The sequence below is a fragment of the Acinetobacter suaedae genome (assembly GCF_008630915.1).
Taxonomy (GTDB): Bacteria; Pseudomonadota; Gammaproteobacteria; order Pseudomonadales; family Moraxellaceae; genus Acinetobacter; species Acinetobacter suaedae.
The window spans coordinates 2,850,422-2,874,768 of record NZ_CP043909.1 but is presented as its reverse complement, the minus strand read 5'-3'; the positions used below and the strand labels follow the sequence as shown (position 1 = coordinate 2,874,768).

Here is a 24,347-nt window from a genome sequence, read left to right as displayed (position 1 = left end):
ATATAACATTGATGATAAAAGAGTAAATAAATATGAAAACAGTGGGTAATGATTTGGTTCGTAATCAGCTGCACGCTGATCGTAAATGGTATTTATTATTGGGTATTTTACTGATCTCTTTTGGCTTAATTCTTTTAGCAGCATTGCCATTTGCAACACTTTCAGCAGTACTTCTATTTGGTGTTCTGATGATGTTGAGTGGTGTCATGCATTTGGGTGCTGCATTTATTGTGTTTAAAGGTGGAACCCGATGGTTATGGGCAATATTTGGTGTATTGTATTTAATCGCAGGTTATTTTGCTTTTACTACGCCAGTTATTACGGCTGTTGTGTTAACGAATTTGTTAGCGATTGCCTTAATTATTGCGGGGATGATTCGTTCAATTAATGCATTTATCCTCAAACCGCTTTCAGGCTGGGGCTGGATTTTGTTTTCGGGTTTATTGACATTGTTGACTGGTATCTTGATTTTGTCGTTGCCAGGATCGCCTTTTTGGGTATTGGGTATGTTTCTTGCGATTGATATTTTATTCCAAGGAATTAATTACCTCACCTTTGCAAATGCGATTAAACAATTACCGCATAGTTCAACCGCTGTCTGAGTGAAGCGATCATTTTAAAATTAAGAGCATGCATTGACATGCTCTTTTTGTTTTGTCGTGGGGCGGATTGAAGCATTCTAGTCTGCTAAAATAGTAATTCATTTTTAATTGACGATTTCTATGACGCTTGCCAAGCTAATTGATGAATTAAATTCGCAACAGCAACAAGCTGCAACAACAGCCGCTCAAAACTGTTTGGTTTTAGCTGGTGCAGGTTGTGGCAAGACCAAAACTATTGTGGCGAGAGCAGCGTATTTAATTGATCAAGGTTTACCAGCTCAACAGATCCAGATTCTCACGTTTACGCGTCGTGCCGCGAGTGAAATCGTGACGCGTGTTGAACAACATATGGGTGTACAGGCGAAGGGCTTACGGGCTTCGACATTTCATACCTTTTGTATGTATTTATTACGTCGCAATCCACGCGCTTTTGGTCTTACACAATTCAGTATTATTGATCGAGATGATCAATTACTGATGTTTCGTTTGTTACGTGGTAAAGATAAAGGAAATGTGCTGCCTAAAGCGGCTGAGCTGTGTGATTTGTACTCGTATGCACGAAATACTAAGACCAAACTATCAGAAGCTTTGATGGCGCAGTTACCACAAGCCATCGAATATAAAGCACAAATTACTGAACTCATGAAAGCTTATGAGCAACGTAAGCGAGAGCGAAACTTTCTTGATTACGATGATATTTTGGCGATCGTGGCGGTACATTTGCAGAATTCACCTGAATTGGTGACGTGGGTAACAGGTTTCTGCTCAGCGCTCTTGGTCGATGAGATGCAAGATACCAACCCTTTACAATGGGCTTTGTTGCAGCCCTTGGTCGGTAAAGTGAAATTATTCTGCGTAGGGGATGATGCGCAATCTATTTATGGCTTTCGCGGTGCGGATTTTGAAAATATTCATCACTTTAAAGAACGTGTGCCTGATGCAGAAGTGCTGACCTTGCAAATGAATTATCGTTCGACACAAGGCATTTTAGATTTATCCAATTGGTTACTCGATCAAAGTCAGATTGAATATGATAAACATTTGAAAGCCTATCGTGGGCAGGGCTTAAAACCTCAACTTCATATTTTAAGTAATGAGTTTGAGGAAGCGAACTGGATCATTCAGGATTTAAATCAGCGTCATCTACAAGGCGCTGCGTGGTCTGAGCACATGGTGTTGCTGCGTTCTGGTTTTAGTGGGCGTTATTTGGAAGGGGCATTGATCGCAGCTAATATTCCTTACCGCTTCATTGGTGGGGTAAAACTACTTGAATCTGCACACGTCAAAGATGTATTGAGCCTGCTGCGGGTGAGTGTCAATCCACAGGATGATTTGGCTTGGATGCGCTTTTTGACTTTATGGGATGGGGTGGGTGATGTCGGTGCGAGTAAATTAGCGCAAGAGTTGATTCAGCTTCCTGATATTGAAGCTCGCTGTCAGCGTTTAGAACGCCACGGTAAAGTTCCACAACAAGCGATTTTGATCTTGATGCAGTTGGATGTGTTACAGCAACATGTGGAAGCCTGTATTGGTTTGGCGCTTGATGCGCTCAATGAACAATTAGAGAATAACTATAAAAACAAAGATTGGTCTCGCCGTACGAAAGATTTTGATTTGGTTAAACAATTGGCACGTAAGCACCGCTCTCTCGGGGAGTTTTTAGAGGAATATGTCCTTGATCCAATCTCTGTTTCAGAAATTGATAAAACGCCTGATCAAGATTTGGTGACTCTGATTACCATCCACTCGGCAAAAGGAACTGAGCAAAAGGTCTGTTACGTCCCACATGTGTCGCCAAATCAATATCCACATGCCAGAGCACAAGGTGATTTTGATGAGGTTGAAGAAGAGCGGCGTGTATTGTATGTGGCATTGACACGTGCGGAAAATGAATTGATTTTGACCAAACAGAATTTAAATCTGTGGTCACAAGATCAATATGATGAGTTAGGGCGGAAGATAGAAAGTTACTTTCTAAATGATTTACCTCAACATTTGGTGGATGTTCAGATTCATAGTCAGGTTCCATCGTCATTTAATAAAAGTAATTGGCAGCGTAACTCAGCAATAAGTTTAGGTTTTGGTATTGATCTCGATTAAACTAGAGCCATTCATTTCTCTTGATTCATTAAATTCACGATGAATCGTCTTTTAGGTTTTTGCATGAAAATTTTAGTACGTAATTTAGATCGTTCTGTAACGGATACAGAAGTCCTTGATTTATTCAAAGCTTATGGCAAAGTTGAATCTTGTGTTGTTGTCAAAGATGCTGAAACTGGAAAATCAAAAGGTTTTGGTTTTGTTGAAATGCCAAATCCGCGTGAAGCAATTAAAGCGATTAAAGGCTTAAATACCTTACGTGTCAAAGGTGTTGGTATCCGAGTGAAAGCAGCAGATGATCAAGCTTAAATCAAATGCCAAAGCAATATCATGCCCTATCGATTGTTGCGCCAAATGGTGAGCGTATTATGCAAGGGATAAAGACCCTTGAAGTTCGCTCGTGGCAGCCTGAAATATTGCCTCTCAAAGACCTAGTGATTGTGGAGAATCAAAACTTTTTACTAAAAGAAGGGGATGAGGAAATTGGTCATGCTATTGGATTAGTTGATATTGAGTCAGTTCATTCTTGGGGTGTTGAAGAAATTGATGCTGCATGTGCTTCCTACTGGGCGGAGGGATATTTCGCTTGGGTGATCAGCAATGTTCGTAGTTTTGAAAAGCCAATTGAAGTCCCTGCAAAGCGAAAACTATATGGTCTTTCTTTGATGTAATCTCGGCTATTTGTTTCTCACTTATTTCGTTTTACAATCGATCATGCTTTAAATTATTTGAAATAGGGATTTATCTATGTCTCGTGTTGCTCGTTATCATGCTGATCGGACCAATCAAAAACTGTATTTTGCTCGACTCGCATGTCAACAAGCAGAGCAAACTGAACATATTCAACAAGTGCAAGCGTATCGTGAAGCTGCCGTATTTCACTTACATGGTGCGATTTTAGCGTTCTTACAAGAGTTGGTGCGTTACTATCGTCTGAATGATCTGCAACCAACTTTTAAGTCAATTGAAGAGCATATGGCTGACAAAGGGCAAGTCTCTCCTGAAGTAACTGTATTACAGCAATTAGCAAAAGATGGTTTTATCGCTGAGTTAAAACGTGCGTATCGGATGTGCCAATATGCACCTGAGCCGACTGCACCTGAACCAGAGAGTGAAACATCATCAAATCTGATTATTAAAGTCACGCAAAGTCCGCAAGCATGGTTACCTGATGTGAAAATCTTGCGTGAATGGCATCGTGAGCTTAGTCATTTAATTGATGGTTTTCGCAACGAAATGGTTGAGTTCTAAGTCTTAGCAGTGAGATACTTGAAATCTATGCACACAGTACTTATATAAATAAGACGTGAGAGAGTAAAACACAGATGTGTTTTGCCACCATGGTTGAAGCATGGAGAACTTATATGTCAATGCAGCAGTTAAAAGAATTATTTGGTAATCAAGAAGCCGTTCTCGAATTAGTTCAACTCGAAGGTGGCGAACTTGCTTTGCGCAATGCGGGTTCTGAGAATGAACCTTTGGTAAAAATCCAATTTAGCGAAGAAGTGAAACAAATTCTCGGTGATCAAACTCCTACCGTCGCACAACATATGATTCAAGCGGCGTTATTTGGTCTGTTAGAAAAACAGATGAATCAATGGCAAGCTGAAGTCGTGGATGAACAACCACAGCATTTCAGCTGATCAAAATACAAAAAAGCGTACTTAAAGTACGCTTTTTTGTATTTTGGGGATTAATGTCCAACAGGATGGTGGGCAAGTTCGATTTGATTGAGAATATGGTGGCTCATATTCTTTGCCATTTCTTCTTTGGCATAGAATACTTCACCAATATTTTCTTCTCGAATCACAGCCGCCTCCTCTTTGCTTTCTGCGCAGATGAGCACTTGAATCTTTGGATTAAGCTTTTTAGAAATATCGACGATGCGATGAATATCTAAAATATCCATTGGTGAGATCACCAATAAACGCGCATGGTGTATGTGTGCTTGAATCAAAACATTTGGTTCGGTTGCTTCACCACTAACCGCAGCGATACCCTCAGCTCTTAACTTTTCCACAATTTCTCGGTTTTCTTCTGCAATAACAACCTTGATATCTTGTGCGATGAGATTTTCAGTAATGCGGCGACCAACACCACCATAGCCGATAATCACGACTTGATCACGTAAATACTCTTGATCTACTTCATCTGGAAGCATGGCAAGTGGATCACCACTACGCTCTAACAAGCGAGCTAAATGTGAGCGTTGGCGAATCCAACGTTGTGTCGGTTCAATTGCTGAGAACACAAAAGAGTTCAATGTGATCGAGAACAAAGCTCCGGCTAAAATAAGATTTTGCGCTTCTAGTGTGAGTAATCCTAGAGCAACCCCCATGGTTGCTAAAATAAATGAGAATTCGCCAATTTGAGCAAGACTCGCACCTACTGTTAATGCTGTGTTGATAGGATAACGGAAGAATAAAACTAGAGCGATCGCTGCTAATGTTTTACCAATCATAATGATCGCAACAACTGCGAGAATATGATGTGGTTCTTTGAGTAAAATACTTGGGTCGAATAACATTCCGACTGAAACAAAAAATAGAATAGCAAAGATTTCACGAAGTGGGAGAGTTTCCTCTTCAGCACGATGGCTAAAGTCAGATTCTTTCACGACCATGCCCGCAAAGAAGGCACCTAACGCCATTGAAACCCCGAAAATTGCATATGAACCATATGCAATCGAAACAGCGGCAGCCACAACCGTTAGGGTAAACAACTCACGTGAACCAAGACGAGCGACAAATTGCATGATCATTGGTACTACTCGTTTGCCTACGATCAGCATAAAAGCGATAAAGCCTGTTACTTTTAAAAGTGTTAAGCCAATTGTGACCCATATGCTTTGTTCAGAGTCAGTGCCATGCAATGCTTGTCCGCCGAGTAAAACAGCAACTGCTGGTAAGAGTACTAATGCTAAAACCATCACCAGATCTTCGACCAAGAGCCATCCCACAGCAATTTTTCCGTTAACTGAGTCAAGTAAGCCTCTATCGCCTAAGGCTTTTAGAAGGACAACGGTACTCGCACAGGATAAACTTAGACCGAAAATGAGTGCAGATCCAAAATCCCAGCCCCAATACATTGAAACCCCGATGCCAAGTAGGGTTGCAACAGTGATTTGTAGAATGGCACCTGGTAAGGCAATGCGACGAACTTGTAATAAGTCATTGATTGAAAAATGCATTCCTACGCCAAACATGAGAAACATGACCCCAAGCTCAGCAAGTTGATTTGCAAGTTTAATATCACCAACAAAGCCTGGTGTATTTGGGCTAATAATAATTCCGGCGATGAGATAACCAATTAAAGGAGGCAAGCGTAGACGTGCTGCGATAAAGCCAAAAACTAGGGCTAAGCCAAAACCAACAGCAAGTAATATAATTAAACCAACATCATGTGGCATTGTTTCTCCTTAATCATTGCGGTTAAGGTATAAATAAATGAGCATAAAACATGCCAAGAAAACTTCTAATAAATTGTAACAAGTAAAATAGAATTTGTTGATGTCAATTTTTTGAATTATCAAAAATAATGATGTAAATCTTCTCTAGTAATGAGATAAAAATGTTCGAAGTTTTATTGTCATTGAAATAGGGATTTAAAGGTAAAAAAAACGACCTCAATAGAGATCGTCTTTTTTAAAGAGCCAAAATTATTTAATTTTAGCTTCTTTGAAGATTACGTGTTGACGGATTTTTGGATCAAATTTTTTGATTTCCATTTTTTCCGGCATAGTACGTTTGTTCTTAGTTGTGGTATAGAAGTAACCAGTACCAGCTGTAGAAACGAGGCGAATCTTATCACGCATTGTTCAGACTCCTTAGATCTTTTGACCTTGAGCACGGAGATCAGCAACAACTTTCTCAATACCCAATTTATCAATAATACGCATACCTTTAGTGGTTAAACGAAGACGTACGAAACGCTTTTCGCTTTCTAACCAAAAACGGTGGTGGTGCAGGTTCGGCTCGAACCGGCGTTTGGTTTTGTTGTTTGCGTGCGATACGTTGTTACCAACGATAGGACGCTTGCCGGTAACTTGGCAAACCTTAGACATGGTGAACTCCATTGCTAGTTCATACAGCACCGATTTGTGCGACTAGCCATTCAAAGTAAACGGATGAAATCATTCAAGGGGCGTTTTATACCAAAAATACGATTAAAAGACAAGCGAATTCGGTAAAAACTCGGCATGATCTTGTGTGATAGATCATGCCTTGACCATCTTAACGGAAGAGGGTTTTTAAAAGTAGTTTGTGTGCTGCTTTATTGTACGGAGGTAAAATAAATTTCAGGCTATAGAGTTTCGGACTGACAGGATTTGACATCATTGAGCGTTCATGTGAGAAGCTAAAGAAGCCTTCCTTACCATGATATTTACCCATTCCTGATGCGCCGACACCACCAAATGGTAGATCATCTTGTGCTACGTGAGTTAAGACTTGATTGATCCCGAAATGCCCAGAATGGGTACGACCTGCAATATATTCGGCACGAGCACTATCAACATCAAAATAATAGAATGCGAGCGGACGAGGGCGACTATTGATAAATTGTAGTGCATCCTCAATTTGCTCATATTCTAGAATTGGAAGAATTGGACCAAAGATCTCATTCTTCATGATTTCCATTTCAGCTGTTACGCCTGTAACTAATGTTGGTGCAATTTTACGGGCTTCGGTTAGGGATTCATTATTGTTGTTTAGCTCAACAATGGTTGCACCTTGCTTGTGAGCATCTTCAAGATAGCCTTGGAGACGATTGTATTGTTTATCATTTACAATCGAGGTGAAGTCTTTGTTATCAGCCAGTGTTGGATACATGCTATTCACAAAGTCTTGGTAATGTTTCGTGAATTCCTGAGTTTTTCCTTTAGGAAGGAACATATAATCAGGTGCTACACAGGTTTGACCTGCATTCCACAATTTACCAACAGCAACACGTTGTGCCACATCACGAATATTCATCGATGAGTGTACGAGAGCAGGTGATTTTCCACCGAGTTCCAAGATCACAGGTACGAGGTTTTGGGAAGCAGCAGCCATCACTGTTTTACCTACAGAGGTGGAGCCAGTGAAAATCATTTTGTCGAATGGTAAATGACTGAATGCATCAGAGATTTTACCCCCACCATTTACAACAGTAACAAGCTCTTGTGGGAAAGCTTCTGAAAGTGCGTTTTCTAGTACATATCCAAAATTAGATGATGCGCTTGAGATTTTGATCATGGCATGGTTACCTGCGGCAAGTGCACAGATCAATGGTCCAACTGACAATAATAGTGGGTAGTTCCAAGGCGCAATAATCCCAATCACACCAAGTGGTTGGTATTGTACCCAACCTTTTGCAGGTTGATGTAACATGCTGATATGCCGTTTAGAGGGTTTCATCCACTCGGTTAAGTTCTTGCTATAGTATTTAATATGTTCTAAACAAGTTAGAACTTCACCAATTTTGGTTTCCATAATGGCGCGATTGCCATAATCTTGACTAATTGCATCAGCAAATTGATCTTGATATTTTACCAAGATGTTTTTTAATCGAGCCAAGCGTTCAATACGTTCTTTTGCGCTTGGTACAGGATGGCGTTGGTAAGCTACTTTTTGTTGCTCGAGCAAATCATGTAATCGTTGTACGTCAACATGAGGTGTCATTGCGGTTGTTTTTGTTTGACTGTTCATAGGAGTAGACCAAAGGAAATCTTATTACTTTTTAATTTTTAGAGTAAATACTCTAAAGTGTCAAGTCGCTTTTATGGGCTTGTTTTATAACCTATTGATAATGTTATAGATGGTTGAATTCAATGTCGCATGCTAAACCAAACAAAACGAAAGACAGAATTTTGCAAATCAGTTTGCAATTATTTAATGAACGTGGTGAACGTTCTGTCACAACCAATCACATCGCGGCTGAACTCGGCATTAGCCCTGGCAATTTGTATTACCATTTCCGCAATAAACAGGAAATTATTAAAGAATTAGCATTGCAATATCAGGCTGAGACTTTAGAAATGTTGGCATTGCCTGATGATCGCCCTCTTAATGCCAATGATAAAATTAGTTATTTTCAGGTGTTAAGTAACCAGCTTTGGGCTTATCGTTTTATTCATCGTGATGTTTATCATCTTGTTGAAAATAACGAAGACTTTAGAAAGATTTATCCTCGCTTTGCAGGACAAGTCATGCAGCAAGGGCAAAAAATTTATCGTGCTTTTGTGGATGCTGGGCTGATGAAAATGACTGACTCAGAAATTGAGGCACTCATTATTAACCTTTGGATCGTACTGACGAACTGGACTAACTTTTTATATATGTCGGGTCATATTAGTGATAATAATCGCTTGGAAGAAAAGTGGGTCTGGCAAGCATTAAGACAAATGGTATTTTTGGAAGGCCCTTATTTAATGGGCGAAAGTCGTCAGACTTATGAACAATTATTGCAATCATTGGGGCCATCAGAGTTATTTGCTAGCTTATCGAATCTTAAAAATGATGATGATCATCTCTGACTAGCTATTTAGTCGTACGCAAAAAAGCGTTAGAATGCTCGGCTTGATTTTTTTAATTTGATTCGAATAAGTGAATTAACAACATGAACACGACTACTGCCCATACAGCACGATTACTGATTACTTGTGAAGACAAGCCAGGGATTGTGCAAGCTGTATCGAGCTTTTTGTATCATCAGGGAGCAAACATCACCGCACTTGATCAGTACGCAACAGAAGCTCAAGGCGGACGTTATTTTATGCGTGTTGAGTTTGAGTTGGACCATTTACAATCACGTAAAGAAGCATTGATGCAAACTTTTGCAGCAAATGTTGCTGAGCGTTATGGTATGCAATGGAAACTTAATTTTGTTGGTGAATTAAAGAAAGTCGGCATTTTGGTTTCTAAAGTAGATCATGCGTTGTTAGAGCTATTATGGCGTCATGCACGTGGTTCATTGCCTTGTGAAATTACTCAGGTGATCTCAAACCATCCTGACTTACGTGAAGCAGTGGAAAATTTTGGGATTCCATTCCATGTTGTGCCAGTGAATAAAGACAATAAAGCTGAAGCTTATGCACAAATTAATGACATGATGCAGGGCAATGATTTATTGATCTTGGCGCGGTACATGCAAATTTTGAGTGAAGACTTTGTTTCACAATGGGAAATGAAGATTATCAATATTCATCATTCATTCTTACCTGCTTTCGTGGGTGCAAATCCTTATAAGCAAGCTTATGAGAAAGGGGTGAAGCTGATTGGTGCAACTGCGCATTACGTAACTGCTGATCTTGATCAAGGTCCGATTATTGAACAAGATGTTGAGCGTGTTAGCCATGACTATAATGTTGAACAGTTACGTGAGTTAGGTGAAGATGTTGAACGTAATGTGTTGGCACGTGCGGTAAAATGGCATCTTGAAGACCGTGTGATTGTTGATGGCAATAAAACGGTTGTGTTCCAATAAGCGATCAGAAGTTTAAAAAAGTATGCTTTTAAGCATACTTTTTTATGTTTATCTTTGGTTATATTATAACATTACTTTTTTGTGTGGCTTATCAGTGGTTTGAAGTACATTCACAAAAAAACAGTTGCAAATGAAAACACTTCTCATTTATTATTACGGCACTTTAATTGTTCTATCCGATGTGTGTAATCGTTTTTTAGATTAACACCATCTATATAGGTACTTAGATTCTTATGAGTCCATCTCCTGCATCATTTAACACACCAAACCCGATGAAAAAGAAAATCATCACTGCCCTCGCTGCAGTTGTGATTGGACATGTGGGAGTTTTGTGGGCTGTTAGCCACATTAAAACGATTGAGTTAAAACCTATCGAAAAAGAGCCGCTTAAAGTTAAATTTGTTAAAATTAAAGAGCCGCCAAAAGCAGAGCCTCCTAAACCTAAAGAAATGCCTAAACCAGAACCTAAAAAAGAGGTGAAAGAGGTTAAGGTTGTTGAAAAACCAGTAGCGCCTCCACCGAAAAAGATTGAAAAGGTTCAACAGGTAAAAGAAGCGCCAAAACCGGTGCTGCAAAAAACTGAACCAAAGGTTGAGCCTAAAGTTGAAACGACTGTCGTTAGTACGAAGGTATCAGAGAAAGTTACTGAGAAACCACAGCCTGTTCAGGAAGTTGAGAAACCTCAACCAGCAGCAGATCCATCACCTAAAACCGTATCAATCGGAGGGGCCGGGATTCAATGGAGCCGCTCACCAAAGATCTCATTTACACCTAAAGATCTAGAAAATCAGACGCGTTTGATTACAGTGTATATTGAAGCTGATGAGAAAGGTCGAGTAACAACAGCACGAATAACCCGTAGCAGTGGCTTACCGAATCTAGATGAAAAAGCATTACGTGCAGTTCGAAATGCTAAATTTAAACCGTATATGGAAAATGGTGTTGCTTACCCGATTAAAACAGAGCAACCGTTTGAGTTTAATCCTTAATCAATTTGAGTCCTTGTGACAGATTAAATCAGGAGTTCGTATATGAACTTTTCAGTTTATTGGCAACACGCAGATGCAGTAAGTAAAACACTGTATTTTGTTCTTCTCGCAATGTCGATTGCAACGTGGACGATTTTCATCCTACGTATTTTAGGAACACGCCAATTAAAACAACAAGCTTATGCTCAACTTGCTCAGGCTTTGGCTACACTGAAAGCAAAGTTACAACCACTCACCTTTGAACAGCGTAAAGCGGTTGCTGAACAAGCTTTACTACGTCAGATCTCTGCTGAAAAGTCACAAGCAGAAAAAGGTGTTTCGGTATTGGGTACGATTGCTTCACTTGCTCCGTTTGTGGGTTTGTTCGGTACGGTGTGGGGGATTTTCCATGCACTTGTCGCTGTTGGCAAAAGCGGTCAGGCTGGTTTAGCACAGGTTGCAATTCCTGTCGGTGAGGCATTGATCATGACGGGTCTTGGTCTTGCTGTTGCGATTCCTGCGGTATTGGCTTACAACATTTGTATGCGCTTTAATCGTGGTTTGGCACATGAACTTCAAGACCAAGCACATCTGTTGCTCATTGATACGATGTTACAACAAGAGACAACCGTGCAAACTGAAACTAAAGCAACACAACAAAGTTTAGTTGGAGGTCAAGCTTAAAATGGGCTTTCAATTGGGTGAAGACCACGACAGTGGTATGAATGAGATGAATCTCATTCCTCTGATCGATATTATGTTGGTATTGATGATTATCTTTTTAGTCACAGCAACGGTTGCAAACCCATCAATTCCATTAAGTTTACCAAAAACAACTGCTGAAATTATCGATCCACCACCACAAGCAATTACGATTAGTATTAATGCCAAAGGTGAGGTGGCTTGGGATACTCAGATCATTAGTTTGGATGAGTTAGAGACACGCTTTGCAGAAGCGGGGCAAGCGACAACAAAACCGACAGTGCAGCTACGTGCAGATAAAGAATCAAAATATGACACGGTTGCACAAGTTATGTCGCGTGCTAGTGAAGCTGGATTGAGTGATATTGCTTTCGTTAGTGAAAACTAGAGCTAACGCCTATCATTGAAAAAAAGCAACTCTTTCGAGTTGCTTTTTTTATTGCTATTCAGTTTTGAGTAAATCTAAAAACTTAGAGCGTAGTTTGGATAATTTAGGTGGAATACTAAAGTTGCAATAACCTTGGGACGGATTACGTGCATAGAAATTTTGATGATAATCTTCAGCAGGATAAAAGACAGGTTCAGGGCTCAGCTCAGTGACAATATTTAATCCTTCATCTTCTAGGCTTTGAATAATTTGCTCAGCTTGTTGTTTCTGTTCTTCATTAAAGTAATAGATCACAGAACGGTATTGTGTACCAATATCATTGCCTTGACGATTTAATGTCGTTGGGTCATGGGTGGTAAAAAAGACATTCAAAAGTTGTGTATAGCTGATTTGTTGTTCGTCAAAATCGATAAGAACAACTTCAGCGTGTTGAGTGTTGCCTTGGCAAACTTGTTCGTAGCTTGGGTCTTGTACAATACCGCCAGCATAACCACTGACTACTTTTTCAACGCCTTTAAGCTGTAAAAAAACTGCTTCTACACACCAGAAACATCCACCACCAAACAGTGCTTGTTGCATTTAAGTCCCCAATTTCTAGTTCTATGAATGTCTTTAAAGTAAACGAAGTCGACAAAAAGTAAAAGCCCGTGTTTGCAACGGGCTGTGACTTTAATTGAGAGGAATTACGGTAAAGGTTGAATGACCGTAACGAAACTTACAAGAACTTGCCCAGAAGCATCAAGGAAATTGAGTTCATGACCTTTTAGCTCATAGTTTGTGGTCGCTGCTAAAGCATTTGCGTATTGACGTGATAGATCACTGTTGTCTTTGCCGATGCATGCCATCATAGTAGATGCAACAGGCCCTAAACGTAAAATGGTGCCTTGGCTTTCGAAGCTTCCTTGAATATTGTTACAACCATCTGCGCCAAAGAAGCGTTTAGCTTGAGCATCGAACTGAATCGACGGTCTTTTATTTGAAAGCTCATTACTTTTAACTTCGATACCGTTAATATGTGTAGCAGTCCACATACGATTATATAAATTGATCGTTTCTTTCTGTGATGCATTTGGAGATGTGTTTAAAGATTCTGTGGTTGCACAACCAGTCATTGCAACAGCAACCGCTAAAGTACAAGAAGTTAAAAATGGCTTTAACATAAAATTTAAAAATCCGAGTCATTGTGTTTATGTGATTATTATTAAACTTTATAAAAGTGGATCTGAATAGAGTATTCAGTATCCTTTTGTAAAAATTAAGATAGGCTTTATTAAATTAGTGGAATATTCATTCAGTTTCAGGAAGTCCAGCACGTATGATTTCGGAAAAATATTCACTACTTTGATTTGGCTGTTTGGCATACTGCTCAGTACGTGGGTTGATATGAGCCAGTTGATACCATTCTTTCATGCTGTAATTCTGATTCAGTGCTTTTAGATCATGTAAATAATTCGGTAAATAACCAGAAGCCAGTAAGCGGTAATCTTTGGGTAATGCTTGCTGGCTAATTGCTTGTGCCATATCAAAGATTAGAGTAGTACAGTTACTGGTCAGGGTGTTATACCATTTTGCTTCAGCGCGTAGTTCATCTGCTTTTTTTAGATATTCGATAAATAATGCTTTACGTTCTGCAGCAGGAATTTTGATCGGGAATAAATAAACCTGTTCTTGACGAATATTGCTACGTGTATAGACGATATCTTTCTCGTCGGATGCAATTAGGCTTAACTCATATTTACGAAAGAATCCTCCGATCGCAGAGAAAGATTCGCCTTTTTCTTTCCGAATTTCGATCGAGAATACCAATGGTTTTTGATCTGAGAAGTCAAAGCTCACGAGAGTATGTGCGATTTGGGGGCCCATCCAGTAGGAGGCAATCACATTAATTCCTGTGATTTTGTTTAGATCAATTGTCCGATCCTCCCAGTGGATGTCATAACGTCCATCGGGGTACCAATTAAAGTTTCGTACCTTGTGCAAAGTTACAATATCGCCTTTTTTCTCATAGCTGAGTTGCTCCGATACCTCTGGATCCCAGACGCGGTCTTGACGTGCATCTAAAGAAAAATACCAGAACAAAGAACAAGCGAACGCGAAACAATAGAGCAGAATATCAGTGCGTCGACTAAAAATATGTCCGCTGACATAGAAACCAAGCAAACTGAGTGCGAATAGACCCCAAAGAATAATGATAAGGCGACTAAAGATCGGACCAAGGGGTTGCTGTATCCATAAGGCTAAACATAGCCAAATACTGGAAAGGATCACGAAAAGAGTAAAGGTACTATGTAAGAACCATATCCCTAATCCAATGAAGAACTCACGTGATCCAATCTCATGCATAACAATTCGCAGTCCATTTTATTTTTGGTAAGTCGCGAACTCGAAGGCGATATTTGATTTTTCATCAGTATGTAGTTCTGAGTTCACTTTTTGAAAATTCTCAGAGATTTTTGGGTAATGTGCATCGCCTTGAACATCTAAGTCTACATGGGTCAATTCTAGGCGGTCAGCAATGGCAAGTGTTTGATTAAAAATCTCTCCTCCACCAATAATAAATAAGGATGCTTTTTCAGAGTGTTGTACGTCTGTAAGTGCAGCATCTAAAGCTTCCTCAATACTATGCGCAATTTTTACACCATCAAATTGCCAAGATGGATCTCGCGTAATCACCCAATTTACGCGATTCGGTAATGCACGTCCCATTGACTCAAGGGTTTTACGACCCATGATAACCACACCACCTTGAGTGATGGCTTTAAAATGTTTGAGATCTGCAGAAATATGCCACGGCAGGGCATTTCCTTTTCCAATACAGTTATTTCTATCCATTGCCACTACGTGGACAACTTCTGTGCCTTGCCATGCCATAAGTGAGCTCTCTTATCGTTTTAAACTGCAACAGGTGCTTTAATTGCTGGGTGTGATTCATAACCCAAGATTTCGATATCTTCAAATTTAAAATCAAAAATATCAGTAATTTCTGGATTCAGTTTAAGCTGGCACAACGGTAGAGGATCACGGCTAAGTTGTAATTTCGCTTGTTCAAAATGATTGGCATAGAGATGCGTATCACCACCTGTCCAGACAAACTCTCCCACACCTAAGCCACACACTTGGGCGATCATGTGTGTCAGCAGCGCATAGCTAGCAATATTAAATGGCACACCTAAAAACACATCAGCACTGCGCTGATAAAGCTGACATGACAACTTATTATCTTGTACGAAAAATTGGAATAACGTATGACAAGGCGGTAAAGCAACTTTTCCAGCCTCGTTTGGATTCCATCCAGACACAATTAAGCGACGTGAATTAGGATTGGTTTTAATTTCATTAATCAGCCATTTGATTTGATCAAAACCATTTTGTTGATAACTGCCATCCTCATTTTGAGTTGCGCCAAAATTACGCCACTGATGTCCATACACTGGACCTAATTCACCTTCTGGACGACCAAAGCGAGCGGTTTGTTCTGCAGTTGCCCATTCATCCCAAATGGTAACTTTATTGTCTTTGAGATATTGAACATTGGTATCACCTTTGAGAAACCAGAGTAGCTCAATCACGATTGAACGAAAATGGACTTTCTTGGTGGTGAGTAAGGGGAAACCTTTAGAAAGATCAAAGCGCATTTGATGACCAAATACTGAACGTGTACCCGTACCTGTACGGTCACCTTTGTCGCCGCCATTGTCGAGAATATGTTGTAAAAGGTCTAAGTATGTGCGCATCGTAATTCCTAATCGCAAATTTTATCGGGCTAATCTTAGCAGAATTTATGTGATAAATAATGGTTCAATTCAGCACTTGATGCCATGATAGGGATGTGGTCCTGCTCTATTTAAGTTTACTTGTTTATTTTCTATTGCAAGTTTGGCTACTAAACAGCATTAATATAAATAGATAAAATTTATTGTTTTTTAAAATTTTGGTAGAGGTGCTTATCTTATGCTGAACGAACAAGAAGTAAAAAGAATGTCTGAAGAAGAATTTCTTATTATCTATTCTGAAATAGATAATAAGGGATCACGTCTTATATTTAATGCACTAGGTTTACTGTTGTTGGTCGCCGCTTTATTTATATTAGGGATCTTTTGGGGCAATATTTTGGTTTATTTTGCTTTTATCACTTTGGGGTTAAGTGTGATTTGCTATAAAAAAGGTATGGTTTGCAAAAAGAAAGCAGTTGCATTATGGTTAGCGAAATATCCTAAATAAAAGCGGATGAACTTTCATCCGCTTTTTAAGTATTGAATCTTATTCAGTCACGAAGGTTACTTTGCCATCGGTGAGGGATTTAACGCGTGCCAATGACTCTACACGATAGCCTTTTTCAATTAAGACATCACGACCTGGTTGGAAAGATTTTTCGATTACAATTCCAACACCGACCACTTCAGCATTTGCTTGATGGATTAGATCAATCAAGCCCAATGCCGCTTGGCCATTTGCCAAGAAGTCATCAATGACAAGTGCTTTATCACTTGAACTAATGTGTTTGTTCGAAATAGCAATCGTACTTTCGGTTTGTTTGGTAAATGAAAACACTTTAGAACGATAAAGATCATCTTTTAAGGTCAATGATTGATATTTACGAGCAAAAATCACAGGCACACCAAGCTCTAGACCCGCCATGATCGCAGGTGCAATACCTGACGCTTCAATGGTAATAATTTTGGTAATGCCAGCATCTTTAAAACGAGCGGCAAATTCTTTGCCGATCTGCTGCATGAGCACAGGGTCGATTTGGTGGTTTAAGAAAGCGTCAACTTTCAAGACTTGATCAGATAGAACGATACCTTCATTTAAGATTTTCTGTTCTAGAGCGTACACGGGAGAATCCTCTAAACGGATGCTTTTTCAAGCAAAGGCATATTTTAAAAAGCATCAAAAAAATTGCAAGCCATAAATCGCAGCTTTGTTGATATTTCACAGAACTTTACGATGTTTGGTATATGGCTGCAATTTTAGCGCTGATTAATTAGTTTTACCCGTATAGCCCGTTAATAAAAGCCCATACGAAGATTTTCCGTCATTATGTGTCACCTTGACAGGGAGATAATCAAGTTTTGGCGCGAGCCAAAATACCGTATTGCGTTCTGGTTTATCATGCTGAAGTACGACTTTAATCGTGTTAAAAGTCCCATAATTGGTTTTAATGGTTTCAGTGCCTTGGCGAATAAAACGGCGTTCATCCACGGCCTTACTATCTGCAATAAAGTAGCGTGTTTGTAAGGTGTTACCATTTTTAAGATCTTCACGAACTTGTAATTCGGCATTCAACTCATCTAAGACACCATCTTTCCATGGGAAAGAACGTTTTTTGTCATCTTTTTGGGTGTTGATTACTTTCGCACTAGGATTAAAGTTGATGTTCATGGTGTTGTTATGAACCAAGATCTTACTGGTACGACTAAATTTTTGCGATGTGATCTTATTGTTAGCAAAGCTAAATTGACTGGTTTCAGAGGCAGAGGCGATACCACCAGCACGCGCATTAAAAGAATATGTCCAGTTATTACCCTGTTGAGCGAGTGTACGTGTTGCAGAACCTAAGTTTTTGTTATTGTAACTAAATTGGTAGTTTGCTTGGAATGGGGTCATTGCCAATGCATGACTCGATAAACTGCCACATAAAATTGCTACAGATGTTGCTGTCGCAATGCCGAGCACTTTTGATAATTTCTGTGTCATAACGTAGTGTCCTTAGAGTGGATACGAGGTATTTGCACTCATTTATTAGGAGAATTTGGAGTTATTATGCCTGTAGATTGTGAAGAAAAGTTCAGCTTTTTTACTAAATGCTTGTTAATTTTCGTATAAATCATGAAGGGTTATGCTCAATGGGTTAAGGACAAAATGAAATGTTCACCCACTGAGCATACTATTTATTTTCTTTTCGTTTTCTTTTGTTGAATTGGAGTCACAGTGCTATCTTCCAATTCCTCTTCATCGAAATCTTCATCATTGGGTGGGGATAGAATCGCAGCAAGATTGACATTACCCCAAACAATGAGTTCCGCAGGGCGAACTCTTGCTCGGTTGACATGAACCTTGCTTAAGGTTTCGATAATACTTGGTTTTTTTCCGAACCACCGATTTAGATCGAGATAGAGTAAATCATCTTTAACTGTGACAATTTCAAAATGCGCTAAAATTTTGCCTAAAGGATCTTCTTCCTTAAATTTCTGATAATACCAAATAGCAATATAAAAGCCCCATTTCTGGAAAATGTTTTTAAATTTTGCTTCGATCACCTGTGTATTGCTAATTTGTTCAAATACCATTAATTGGACGTTGTGATTCATTTCCATTTGGATTAGCTTTAAATCAACAGATAATGTGGTGTGTAAACCTTTTACATCCAAAGTCGTGTATAGACGTAACCAACCATCATATAGATCTGCATGTAAGTCTTGCATGATCTCTACATTGTTGGTGACATAACGTTCCATTGTGGCATTTACAAACACTTGTGAAAGTGGAAACTCTCTTTCTTCTTCAATGAATTCTTCGGCTTTTTGGTAAACTTTACGTAGACGTTTAACAACAGATGAGAGTAGCGTTTGCATAAAAGTTGTTCCAGAAAGTGAATGGTATATTCGCCATCTTTGCTTAACTAAAAAATAAAAATTAAATTTGTCGCTTGCAGTGTAGCAAAATTAATTGCTACATTTTCATAAAATGATGCCATGGAAGCATTCTATCTATAAGTGGATCACATTTTTTTGAACTTTTGAATATTGGTTTGGTTTTTATGCGGTAGCTACCGTTGGGGATGAGGCATTTTTGTCGCTTATATACCATGTTGAATAAAATAAATTTTCGTACTCAACTGACTTCCATTTGGTGGCAAGATCCAATTTTTATTGGGGCGATTGTTGTTGCGATCTTGATACATGGTCTTGTACTGACAACGCAGTTTTCAAGGCCTGCACCAACTGATACTTCGACTAAAGAAATTGCTGTGTCTGTTAGGCCAAGTCAAGATAAGGTCAAACATGCGGACTTCCTAGCACAGACTGATCAACAAGGATCGGGTGAGTTTCATCAAGCACATCGTATGTCTACTGATATGCCTGCTCCAATGCAAACTGATGCAACGGCAGGGGAGCATGAGCTTGAAAGTCTCGAAGCGATACAACAAAAACGTGAGCTCCTCTTTGAGGAAAAGGTGCTAATGACGGTGTTGAGTTGGCAAAAACAAGCTGAGCAGAATGAACGTAAGAAAGCATTAGAAGAATTACAAAGTCAATTTCAAGCCAAAGCTGCGATGGTGGCAAGTTTAGAAGCGCAGTATTTACAGCGACAACAAAATTTTAGCCGTAAGCAACGTATTAAAACGGTTGATGGAATACAAGCGAAACAAGATGCATCGGCAGCTTATCTCGATAAATTTCGACAAAAAGTTGAGTTGTATGGCAATCGTTATTATCCCGATGCGGCAAAGCAACAACGCTTAGCAGGTGAAGTCCGTTTAATGGTGATCTTGAATGTGCAAGGTGGTATTCGTGCCATTCGTTTAATTGAGAGCTCAGGGCATCCACTTTTGGACGAGGCAGCTCGGGCTTCTGTTCGCCGTGGCGCACCATTTGGAGCTTTTGACAGCAATATGAAGGATATTTCTGAGCTAAGGATTATCCGAACATGGCGTTTTGATCCAGTCGATGCAGAATTTGAAGTGCATTAACTAAGACAGAACTTAATTTATTGTATGTGTTTAAATATCAATTAAAATTAATATCTTATATTTTATGCATCATCTTTTTTAAGTACAAACCTCATAGTCATAGCTGCTTTTGTCTTATAGTTCTTGAATTGATAATAAAAATGATTATCATTCGTTTTGTAATTTCTTTAATTCTCCTTTAGAGCATCAATACATCCTTCTTTAAAATTTCGGGGGAAAGTGGTGTGTGTCTCCAAATGCTCTAAACTTTGTGAAAAGGATATTTTTGCATGCAACACGATTCTGAATTGAGCTTATTTAAAGCACACCCACTTGTTCTGGCAATGGCAGCAATATTTTTACCCTCATTGGCTTCTGCTCAGTCAAATACAGAAAATGCACAGCTGCCAACGATTATTGTAAAAGCAGAGCGTGACAAAGCTTCTACCTCCTATACCGCTGAAACGGCATCGACAGCATTACCATTAAATTTAAAGCTAAAGGAACTCCCACAATCTGTTTCTGTTGTAACACAACAACGTATGCAAGATCAGGGACTCACAACTTTGGTTGATGTTGCTGAGAATGTCACAGGGTTAACGGTCAATCGTTATGAGACCAATCGAGGTGGCATATATTCACGAGGCTTTGTTGTGGATAATTATATTATTGATGGTATTCCAACAACTTATACATTGCCTTGGTCTTCTGGGGAAATCTTTGCAAGTACTGCAATCTATGATCATATTGATATTGTTCGGGGCGCAACAGGTTTGACCACAGGTACTGGTAATCCATCTGCCGCAATTAATATGGTGCGTAAACGTGCAACGAGTAAAGTTCCTACTGCGAATATTGAAGTGACTGGCGGTAGTTGGAACAATTACGGTGTCATGGGCGATATTGCAAATAGTTTAAATGACTCTGGAACATTGCGTGGGCGAGCTGTTGCGAAATACGAGGAGGGTGATAGTTTTACTAATTTATTAAGTAAAGAACGTTTAACGCTGTTACTGACAGGCGAAGCAGATTTAACAAACTCTACTTTATTATCTGTTGGGATAAGCTATCAAGATGATGATCCACGTGGGCCAATGTGGGGTGGTTTACCTGTTTATTTTAGTGATGGTACGCGAACAAACTTACCTAAAAAAACCACAACAAGTCAGGATTGGACACGTTGGCAGGTGAAGTATACCAATTGGTTTGCAGACCTTACTCAACAAATTAATGACAACTGGAATGTAAAGTTTTCTTATGCTCATGGTAAGAGAGAAGCTGATTCTAAACTGTTTTATGTCTCGGGTTATCCTAATAAGGAAACGGGCATGGGGTTATCTGGTTTTGCTGGTTCCTATGATGTAAATATTGATCAAGACAATCTTACACTGCAGGTTGATGGCCAATTTGATTTATTTGGTCGGGATCACAAAGTCGCCGTTGGCTATCAATATTCAAATCAAGATTTTACTGCACTTGGTCGTACGGGTACTATGACACAGCCTATAGAGAGCATCTATCGTTGGAATGCGTCTCTTGCTGAGCCAGTGTGGGGGGATTGGACATCTTCAGAAAAATACACCGTAAAGCAAAATGCAGTGTTTGCTGCAACGCAATTATCTTTACTTGATCCCCTTAAGCTCATTGTAGGAGGGCGTGTGACTGATTATGAAAAAGATTTAGGTGCCAAAGCAAAGAAAATTAAATATGAGCATGAGTTTATTCCTTATGCAGGGTTAGTTTATGACATTAATTCAAACTATTCTGCTTATGTGAGTTATACCAGTATCTTTCAACCGCAAAATCAAAAAGACATGAGTAATAACTACCTAGATCCAATTAAAGGCAATAGTACCGAAATTGGTTTGAAATCATCATGGTTTGATGATCGCTTAAATGGTACTTTGGCGATTTTTAATATTAAGCAAGATAATTTGGCACAGGCGGCGGGGCAGATAGAGCGAAATGGCGTACAGGAAACCTATTATCGTGCAGCAAAAGGTGCAGAGAGCAAAGGATTTGAACTGGAGGTGAGCGGACAGATCACTCCAAATTGGAATCTTACAGCAGGATATAGTCAGTATGAGGCGACAGATGCGAAAGGTGATGATATTAATACCGAACTGCCGCGTAAAATGATACAAACCTATACTACTTACCAATTTCCAAATCAATGGGATGCATTAAGTGTTGGTGCAGGTATTAATTGGCAAAGTGATACTTATATTTTTGCGAAAAATGTGCCTGCTGGTGCTGATCCTAAGGTTGTACAAGGTTCATATGCTTTGGTTAATTTAATGGCGAAATATAAAATTAACAAAGATTTGTCGGCCCAGTTAAATATTAACAATGTATTTGATAAAGATTATTACGGTGTATTCCCTGCATATGGGCAAATCACACATGGCGCACCACGAAATGCAACATTGACTTTCCGTTATCAATTCTAAAAGTTTAATAAATAAAAAACGGCTGAATTCAGCCGTTTTTTATTTGAGGATGTGGATAACTTAAATGTTATTCACAATTCATTTTGACTAGAGTAAGCACGCTCAACTTTGCAAATTTCCACGCTAAAGTGTTGGTACCATATTTCTTTACCTAGCCGCTGAGCAACTTGATGTTCAGCGTCTTGTTGCCAATGTCTGATATCTTCATGGTTGTGCCAATAAGACAACGCAATTTCAAAACCATTTTCACTACATGCTTCGAATTTGATACAGTTAAATTGGCTTAAAGCTTTATTTCTCAGCTTTTGTGCCATTTCAGAGTAAGTTGCATCGAGTGTATTGATTGTGGCTTTAAAAATGACAACATACATAAGCGTTTCAACTAGATTTCATCAGCTTGGTAAGGATTGGCAATGTTGAGTTTCTTCAAAATTGCTATTTCTAATGCTTCCATCTCTTCAGCATCAGATTCACTGGTTTCATGGTCATAACCGAGCAAATGCAAAATGCCATGTACCAATAAATGTGTGAAATGATCCATCGGTGTTTTTTGTTGCTCTTCCGCTTCTTGCAAAACCACAGGCATACAAATGACCAAATCACCCAAAGGTTCAGCATCTAGCAAACTTAGCATTTCCTCTGGAATGTCACTTGGAAAAGAAAGTACATTTGTTGGTTTATCTTTTTCCCGATATTGCAGATTTAGTTCATGGCTTTCTGCTAGATCAATACAAGCAATGCCAATTTCACAATCAGCATCGAAACCGACATGACGTAATGCGGTTTCGATGTGTTTTTTGATTTGACCACGTTTCAGTGGTAACTCAGCAGTTTGAAAGTCTTGTTGCAGACTTAAATTGATTTTCAAAATAAACCCTTAATCATCTTAATGCTGTGCATCCGCTTTTTCATCGTTCTCAGCAATTAGAGCTTCTTGCTTGGCTTTACGTTCGGCACGAGCTTCAGCTGACAAGCGCTGTTGTTCGCTGTCCCAACCTTCATAAGCTTCTACAATTTTTTGTACTAACTGATGACGAACCACATCTCGAGAGTGGAAGCGGGTAATATGAATTTCGTGTACATTTTCCAGTACACGGAGTGCTTGTGCTAAGCCTGATTGCTGTCCACGTGGTAAGTCAACCTGTGTCACATCACCTGTAATCACAGCACGAGAACCAAAACCTAAGCGTGTGAGGAACATTTTCATTTGTTCTGGCGTAGTGTTTTGCGCTTCGTCCAAAATTACAAAGGAATGATTAAGGGTTCGTCCGCGCATATAAGCAAGAGGCGCAACCTCAATCACTTGGCGTTCAATCAATTTGGCAACTTTCTCAAAACCGAGCATCTCATACAAAGCATCGTATAGTGGGCGCAAATATGGATCGATTTTTTGAGTAAGATCACCCGGCAAGAAACCTAGTTTTTCCCCAGCTTCGACAGCAGGGCGAACCAATAAAATACGTTGAATTTCATTGCGTTCTAACATGTCAACGGCAGCGGCAACCGCTAAGTACGTTTTACCTGTACCAGCGGGACCAATACCAAAAGAAATATCGCTTTGCAAAATGCGTTGCACATAGCGTTTTTGGTTGGCGCCACGAGGATTAATTCGTCCTTTGCGTGTTTGAAAATACACATCTATTGGCGCGTCATATTCATCCAACTCCTCACCCACCAACTCGAAATCACGCTCGGATTGTGAGGATTGAATCATGAGATGTAATAGATCAGCGCTGATTTGTTGTGATGTTTCAGACTCTTGATAGAGCCGTTGCAATAATGCTTCGGCTCTTTCGACCGTTTCTATATCACCATCGAGATAGAACGCATCTCCTCGGTGAGTAATTTTGACATCTAAACGTTGTTCGATTTGTTTTAAATGCCCGTTATATGCACCGAGCATGCTTTTTAGGCGTTCCATGGAAATCTCAGGGAACGTTACTGTACGTCGAATCGCTGCAGTCAAGAGAAACCCTTTTTATTGACTTGTAAGAATACCCC

General features: G+C 39.5%; 29 protein-coding genes. 14 read left to right on the top strand and 15 right to left on the bottom strand.

Annotated features, from left to right (window positions below):
* Positions 1-32: 32 nt before the first annotated feature.
* The 6 genes from F2A31_RS13365 to F2A31_RS13340 all read left to right on the top strand — a co-directional run bounded on the left by F2A31_RS13365 (position 33) and on the right by F2A31_RS13340 (position 4,345).
* Entirely contained in the window at positions 33-602 is a 570-nt protein-coding gene (locus tag F2A31_RS13365) for an HdeD family acid-resistance protein (RefSeq protein ID WP_150026866.1), read from the top strand.
* A 120-nt stretch (positions 603-722) separates the two neighbouring features.
* Positions 723-2,702 (top strand): ATP-dependent helicase, encoded by a 1,980-nt coding sequence (locus F2A31_RS13360; protein WP_150026864.1) that lies wholly within the window; start codon positions 723-725, stop codon positions 2,700-2,702.
* Positions 2,703-2,765: 63 nt separating this feature from the next.
* On the top strand, positions 2,766-3,011 hold the full coding sequence (locus tag F2A31_RS13355) for an RNA recognition motif domain-containing protein (RefSeq protein WP_150026862.1): 246 nt from the start codon (positions 2,766-2,768) through the stop codon (positions 3,009-3,011).
* A gap of 5 nt (positions 3,012-3,016) precedes the next feature.
* A complete protein-coding gene (locus F2A31_RS13350) occupies positions 3,017-3,373 on the top strand; it encodes an ASCH domain-containing protein (RefSeq protein ID WP_150026860.1) in 357 nt (118 codons plus the stop codon).
* A gap of 76 nt (positions 3,374-3,449) precedes the next feature.
* Positions 3,450-3,953 (top strand): DUF6586 family protein, encoded by a 504-nt coding sequence (locus tag F2A31_RS13345; protein WP_150026858.1) that lies wholly within the window; start codon positions 3,450-3,452, stop codon positions 3,951-3,953.
* A 113-nt stretch (positions 3,954-4,066) separates the two neighbouring features.
* Complete coding sequence (locus tag F2A31_RS13340; RefSeq protein ID WP_150026856.1) at positions 4,067-4,345, top strand: hypothetical protein; 279 nt, start codon at positions 4,067-4,069, stop codon at positions 4,343-4,345.
* A gap of 50 nt (positions 4,346-4,395) precedes the next feature.
* Here F2A31_RS13340 and F2A31_RS13335 read toward each other — a convergent pair whose 3' ends face one another.
* The 4 genes from F2A31_RS13335 to F2A31_RS13320 form a co-directional block, all read right to left on the bottom strand.
* A complete protein-coding gene (locus F2A31_RS13335) occupies positions 4,396-6,111 on the bottom strand; it encodes a cation:proton antiporter (protein WP_150026854.1) in 1,716 nt (571 codons plus the stop codon).
* A gap of 249 nt (positions 6,112-6,360) precedes the next feature.
* Entirely contained in the window at positions 6,361-6,516 is a 156-nt protein-coding gene (rpmG, locus tag F2A31_RS13330) for a 50S ribosomal protein L33 (RefSeq protein WP_003654787.1), read from the bottom strand.
* Positions 6,517-6,528: 12 nt separating this feature from the next.
* A complete protein-coding gene (gene rpmB / locus F2A31_RS13325; protein WP_004649871.1) occupies positions 6,529-6,765 on the bottom strand; it encodes a 50S ribosomal protein L28 in 237 nt (78 codons plus the stop codon).
* Between the two features lie 169 nt (positions 6,766-6,934).
* Positions 6,935-8,389, bottom strand: a complete 1,455-nt coding sequence (locus F2A31_RS13320; RefSeq protein WP_150026852.1) for a coniferyl aldehyde dehydrogenase — start codon at positions 8,387-8,389, stop codon at positions 6,935-6,937.
* 122 nt (positions 8,390-8,511) lie between these two features.
* Between F2A31_RS13320 and F2A31_RS13315 the strand changes: the two genes are divergently transcribed.
* The 5 genes from F2A31_RS13315 (at position 8,512) to F2A31_RS13295 (ending at position 12,224) form a co-directional block, all read left to right on the top strand.
* Positions 8,512-9,216: a TetR/AcrR family transcriptional regulator gene (locus F2A31_RS13315; RefSeq protein WP_004637819.1), complete on the top strand. Its 705-nt coding sequence runs from the start codon at positions 8,512-8,514 to the stop codon at positions 9,214-9,216.
* Between the two features lie 83 nt (positions 9,217-9,299).
* Positions 9,300-10,166: a formyltetrahydrofolate deformylase gene (gene purU / locus F2A31_RS13310; protein WP_150026849.1), complete on the top strand. Its 867-nt coding sequence runs from the start codon at positions 9,300-9,302 to the stop codon at positions 10,164-10,166.
* Between the two features lie 233 nt (positions 10,167-10,399).
* Positions 10,400-11,155 (top strand): energy transducer TonB, encoded by a 756-nt coding sequence (locus tag F2A31_RS13305; RefSeq protein WP_150026847.1) that lies wholly within the window; start codon positions 10,400-10,402, stop codon positions 11,153-11,155.
* Positions 11,156-11,197: 42 nt separating this feature from the next.
* Positions 11,198-11,818: a MotA/TolQ/ExbB proton channel family protein gene (locus F2A31_RS13300; protein WP_109439646.1), complete on the top strand. Its 621-nt coding sequence runs from the start codon at positions 11,198-11,200 to the stop codon at positions 11,816-11,818.
* Between the two features lies 1 nt (position 11,819).
* On the top strand, positions 11,820-12,224 hold the full coding sequence (locus F2A31_RS13295) for an ExbD/TolR family protein (protein ID WP_150026845.1): 405 nt from the start codon (positions 11,820-11,822) through the stop codon (positions 12,222-12,224).
* Positions 12,225-12,278: 54 nt separating this feature from the next.
* Here the strand turns inward: F2A31_RS13295 and msrA are convergent, their stop codons facing one another.
* The 5 genes from msrA to thyA all read right to left on the bottom strand — a co-directional run bounded on the left by msrA (position 12,279) and on the right by thyA (position 15,958).
* Positions 12,279-12,803, bottom strand: coding sequence for a peptide-methionine (S)-S-oxide reductase MsrA (gene msrA / locus F2A31_RS13290; protein ID WP_150026843.1), 525 nt, complete (start codon positions 12,801-12,803; stop codon positions 12,279-12,281).
* Between the two features lie 104 nt (positions 12,804-12,907).
* The gene (locus tag F2A31_RS13285; protein ID WP_150026841.1) at positions 12,908-13,384 is read right to left on the bottom strand and encodes an META domain-containing protein; all 477 of its coding nucleotides are present in this window, start codon (positions 13,382-13,384) and stop codon (positions 12,908-12,910) included.
* Positions 13,385-13,511: 127 nt separating this feature from the next.
* Complete coding sequence (locus F2A31_RS13280; protein ID WP_150026839.1) at positions 13,512-14,567, bottom strand: Lnb N-terminal periplasmic domain-containing protein; 1,056 nt, start codon at positions 14,565-14,567, stop codon at positions 13,512-13,514.
* A gap of 18 nt (positions 14,568-14,585) precedes the next feature.
* Entirely contained in the window at positions 14,586-15,095 is a 510-nt protein-coding gene (locus F2A31_RS13275; RefSeq protein WP_150026837.1) for a dihydrofolate reductase, read from the bottom strand.
* A gap of 20 nt (positions 15,096-15,115) precedes the next feature.
* Complete coding sequence (gene thyA, locus F2A31_RS13270) at positions 15,116-15,958, bottom strand: thymidylate synthase (protein ID WP_150026835.1); 843 nt, start codon at positions 15,956-15,958, stop codon at positions 15,116-15,118.
* A gap of 217 nt (positions 15,959-16,175) precedes the next feature.
* On the opposite strand from thyA, the gene F2A31_RS13265 reads away from it, so the two are divergent.
* The gene (locus F2A31_RS13265; RefSeq protein ID WP_150026833.1) at positions 16,176-16,445 is read left to right on the top strand and encodes a hypothetical protein; all 270 of its coding nucleotides are present in this window, start codon (positions 16,176-16,178) and stop codon (positions 16,443-16,445) included.
* 39 nt (positions 16,446-16,484) lie between these two features.
* Here F2A31_RS13265 and F2A31_RS13260 read toward each other — a convergent pair whose 3' ends face one another.
* From F2A31_RS13260 to F2A31_RS13250, 3 genes are all read right to left on the bottom strand, one after another.
* Positions 16,485-17,060 carry a xanthine phosphoribosyltransferase gene (locus tag F2A31_RS13260; protein ID WP_150026831.1) on the bottom strand — a complete coding sequence of 192 codons (576 nt, stop codon included), beginning with the start codon at positions 17,058-17,060 and terminating at the stop codon, positions 16,485-16,487.
* A gap of 144 nt (positions 17,061-17,204) precedes the next feature.
* Positions 17,205-17,921 carry a DUF3108 domain-containing protein gene (locus F2A31_RS13255; RefSeq protein ID WP_150026829.1) on the bottom strand — a complete coding sequence of 239 codons (717 nt, stop codon included), beginning with the start codon at positions 17,919-17,921 and terminating at the stop codon, positions 17,205-17,207.
* A gap of 194 nt (positions 17,922-18,115) precedes the next feature.
* Complete coding sequence (locus F2A31_RS13250) at positions 18,116-18,799, bottom strand: hypothetical protein (protein ID WP_150026827.1); 684 nt, start codon at positions 18,797-18,799, stop codon at positions 18,116-18,118.
* Between the two features lie 233 nt (positions 18,800-19,032).
* On the opposite strand from F2A31_RS13250, the gene F2A31_RS13245 reads away from it, so the two are divergent.
* Positions 19,033-19,917 (top strand): energy transducer TonB, encoded by an 885-nt coding sequence (locus tag F2A31_RS13245; RefSeq protein WP_150026825.1) that lies wholly within the window; start codon positions 19,033-19,035, stop codon positions 19,915-19,917.
* Between the two features lie 269 nt (positions 19,918-20,186).
* Entirely contained in the window at positions 20,187-22,346 is a 2,160-nt protein-coding gene (locus F2A31_RS13240; protein ID WP_150026823.1) for a TonB-dependent siderophore receptor, read from the top strand.
* Positions 22,347-22,417: 71 nt separating this feature from the next.
* On the opposite strand, the gene F2A31_RS13235 is transcribed toward F2A31_RS13240, so the two are convergent.
* Genes F2A31_RS13235 through F2A31_RS13225 form a run of 3 tightly spaced genes read right to left on the bottom strand, consistent with a single transcriptional unit; the run spans position 22,418 to position 24,312 of the window.
* A complete protein-coding gene (locus F2A31_RS13235) occupies positions 22,418-22,717 on the bottom strand; it encodes an antibiotic biosynthesis monooxygenase family protein (RefSeq protein ID WP_150026821.1) in 300 nt (99 codons plus the stop codon).
* An 11-nt stretch (positions 22,718-22,728) separates the two neighbouring features.
* Complete coding sequence (ybeY, locus tag F2A31_RS13230; protein ID WP_150026819.1) at positions 22,729-23,214, bottom strand: rRNA maturation RNase YbeY; 486 nt, start codon at positions 23,212-23,214, stop codon at positions 22,729-22,731.
* 18 nt (positions 23,215-23,232) lie between these two features.
* Positions 23,233-24,312: a PhoH family protein gene (locus F2A31_RS13225; RefSeq protein WP_150026817.1), complete on the bottom strand. Its 1,080-nt coding sequence runs from the start codon at positions 24,310-24,312 to the stop codon at positions 23,233-23,235.
* Positions 24,313-24,347: the final 35 nt, after the last annotated feature.

Excerpts from the sequence above, each read along its gene's own strand:
- rpmB (WP_004649871.1), bottom strand. The coding sequence starts at position 6,765 with ATGTCTAAGGTTTGCCAAGTTACCGGCAAGCGTCCTATCGTTGGTAAC.
- F2A31_RS13295 (WP_150026845.1), top strand. The coding sequence starts at position 11,820 with ATGGGCTTTCAATTGGGTGAAGACCACGACAGTGGTATGAATGAGATG.
- F2A31_RS13345 (WP_150026858.1), top strand. The coding sequence starts at position 3,450 with ATGTCTCGTGTTGCTCGTTATCATGCTGATCGGACCAATCAAAAACTG.
- F2A31_RS13360 (WP_150026864.1), top strand. The coding sequence starts at position 723 with ATGACGCTTGCCAAGCTAATTGATGAATTAAATTCGCAACAGCAACAA.
- rpmG (WP_003654787.1), bottom strand. The coding sequence starts at position 6,516 with ATGCGTGATAAGATTCGCCTCGTTTCTACAGCTGGTACTGGTTACTTC.
- F2A31_RS13305 (WP_150026847.1), top strand. The coding sequence starts at position 10,400 with ATGAGTCCATCTCCTGCATCATTTAACACACCAAACCCGATGAAAAAG.
- F2A31_RS13350 (WP_150026860.1), top strand. The coding sequence starts at position 3,017 with ATGCCAAAGCAATATCATGCCCTATCGATTGTTGCGCCAAATGGTGAG.
- F2A31_RS13300 (WP_109439646.1), top strand. The coding sequence starts at position 11,198 with ATGAACTTTTCAGTTTATTGGCAACACGCAGATGCAGTAAGTAAAACA.
- F2A31_RS13250 (WP_150026827.1), bottom strand. The coding sequence starts at position 18,799 with ATGCAAACGCTACTCTCATCTGTTGTTAAACGTCTACGTAAAGTTTAC.
- F2A31_RS13245 (WP_150026825.1), top strand. The coding sequence starts at position 19,033 with ATGTTGAATAAAATAAATTTTCGTACTCAACTGACTTCCATTTGGTGG.
- F2A31_RS13320 (WP_150026852.1), bottom strand. The coding sequence starts at position 8,389 with ATGAACAGTCAAACAAAAACAACCGCAATGACACCTCATGTTGACGTA.
- F2A31_RS13275 (WP_150026837.1), bottom strand. The coding sequence starts at position 15,095 with ATGGCATGGCAAGGCACAGAAGTTGTCCACGTAGTGGCAATGGATAGA.
- F2A31_RS13240 (WP_150026823.1), top strand. The coding sequence starts at position 20,187 with ATGCAACACGATTCTGAATTGAGCTTATTTAAAGCACACCCACTTGTT.
- F2A31_RS13255 (WP_150026829.1), bottom strand. The coding sequence starts at position 17,921 with ATGACACAGAAATTATCAAAAGTGCTCGGCATTGCGACAGCAACATCT.
- purU (WP_150026849.1), top strand. The coding sequence starts at position 9,300 with ATGAACACGACTACTGCCCATACAGCACGATTACTGATTACTTGTGAA.
- thyA (WP_150026835.1), bottom strand. The coding sequence starts at position 15,958 with ATGCGCACATACTTAGACCTTTTACAACATATTCTCGACAATGGCGGC.
- F2A31_RS13235 (WP_150026821.1), bottom strand. The coding sequence starts at position 22,717 with ATGTATGTTGTCATTTTTAAAGCCACAATCAATACACTCGATGCAACT.
- msrA (WP_150026843.1), bottom strand. The coding sequence starts at position 12,803 with ATGCAACAAGCACTGTTTGGTGGTGGATGTTTCTGGTGTGTAGAAGCA.
- F2A31_RS13340 (WP_150026856.1), top strand. The coding sequence starts at position 4,067 with ATGTCAATGCAGCAGTTAAAAGAATTATTTGGTAATCAAGAAGCCGTT.
- F2A31_RS13315 (WP_004637819.1), top strand. The coding sequence starts at position 8,512 with ATGTCGCATGCTAAACCAAACAAAACGAAAGACAGAATTTTGCAAATC.
- F2A31_RS13355 (WP_150026862.1), top strand. The coding sequence starts at position 2,766 with ATGAAAATTTTAGTACGTAATTTAGATCGTTCTGTAACGGATACAGAA.
- F2A31_RS13280 (WP_150026839.1), bottom strand. The coding sequence starts at position 14,567 with ATGCATGAGATTGGATCACGTGAGTTCTTCATTGGATTAGGGATATGG.
- F2A31_RS13265 (WP_150026833.1), top strand. The coding sequence starts at position 16,176 with ATGCTGAACGAACAAGAAGTAAAAAGAATGTCTGAAGAAGAATTTCTT.
- F2A31_RS13285 (WP_150026841.1), bottom strand. The coding sequence starts at position 13,384 with ATGTTAAAGCCATTTTTAACTTCTTGTACTTTAGCGGTTGCTGTTGCA.
- F2A31_RS13335 (WP_150026854.1), bottom strand. The coding sequence starts at position 6,111 with ATGCCACATGATGTTGGTTTAATTATATTACTTGCTGTTGGTTTTGGC.
- F2A31_RS13365 (WP_150026866.1), top strand. The coding sequence starts at position 33 with ATGAAAACAGTGGGTAATGATTTGGTTCGTAATCAGCTGCACGCTGAT.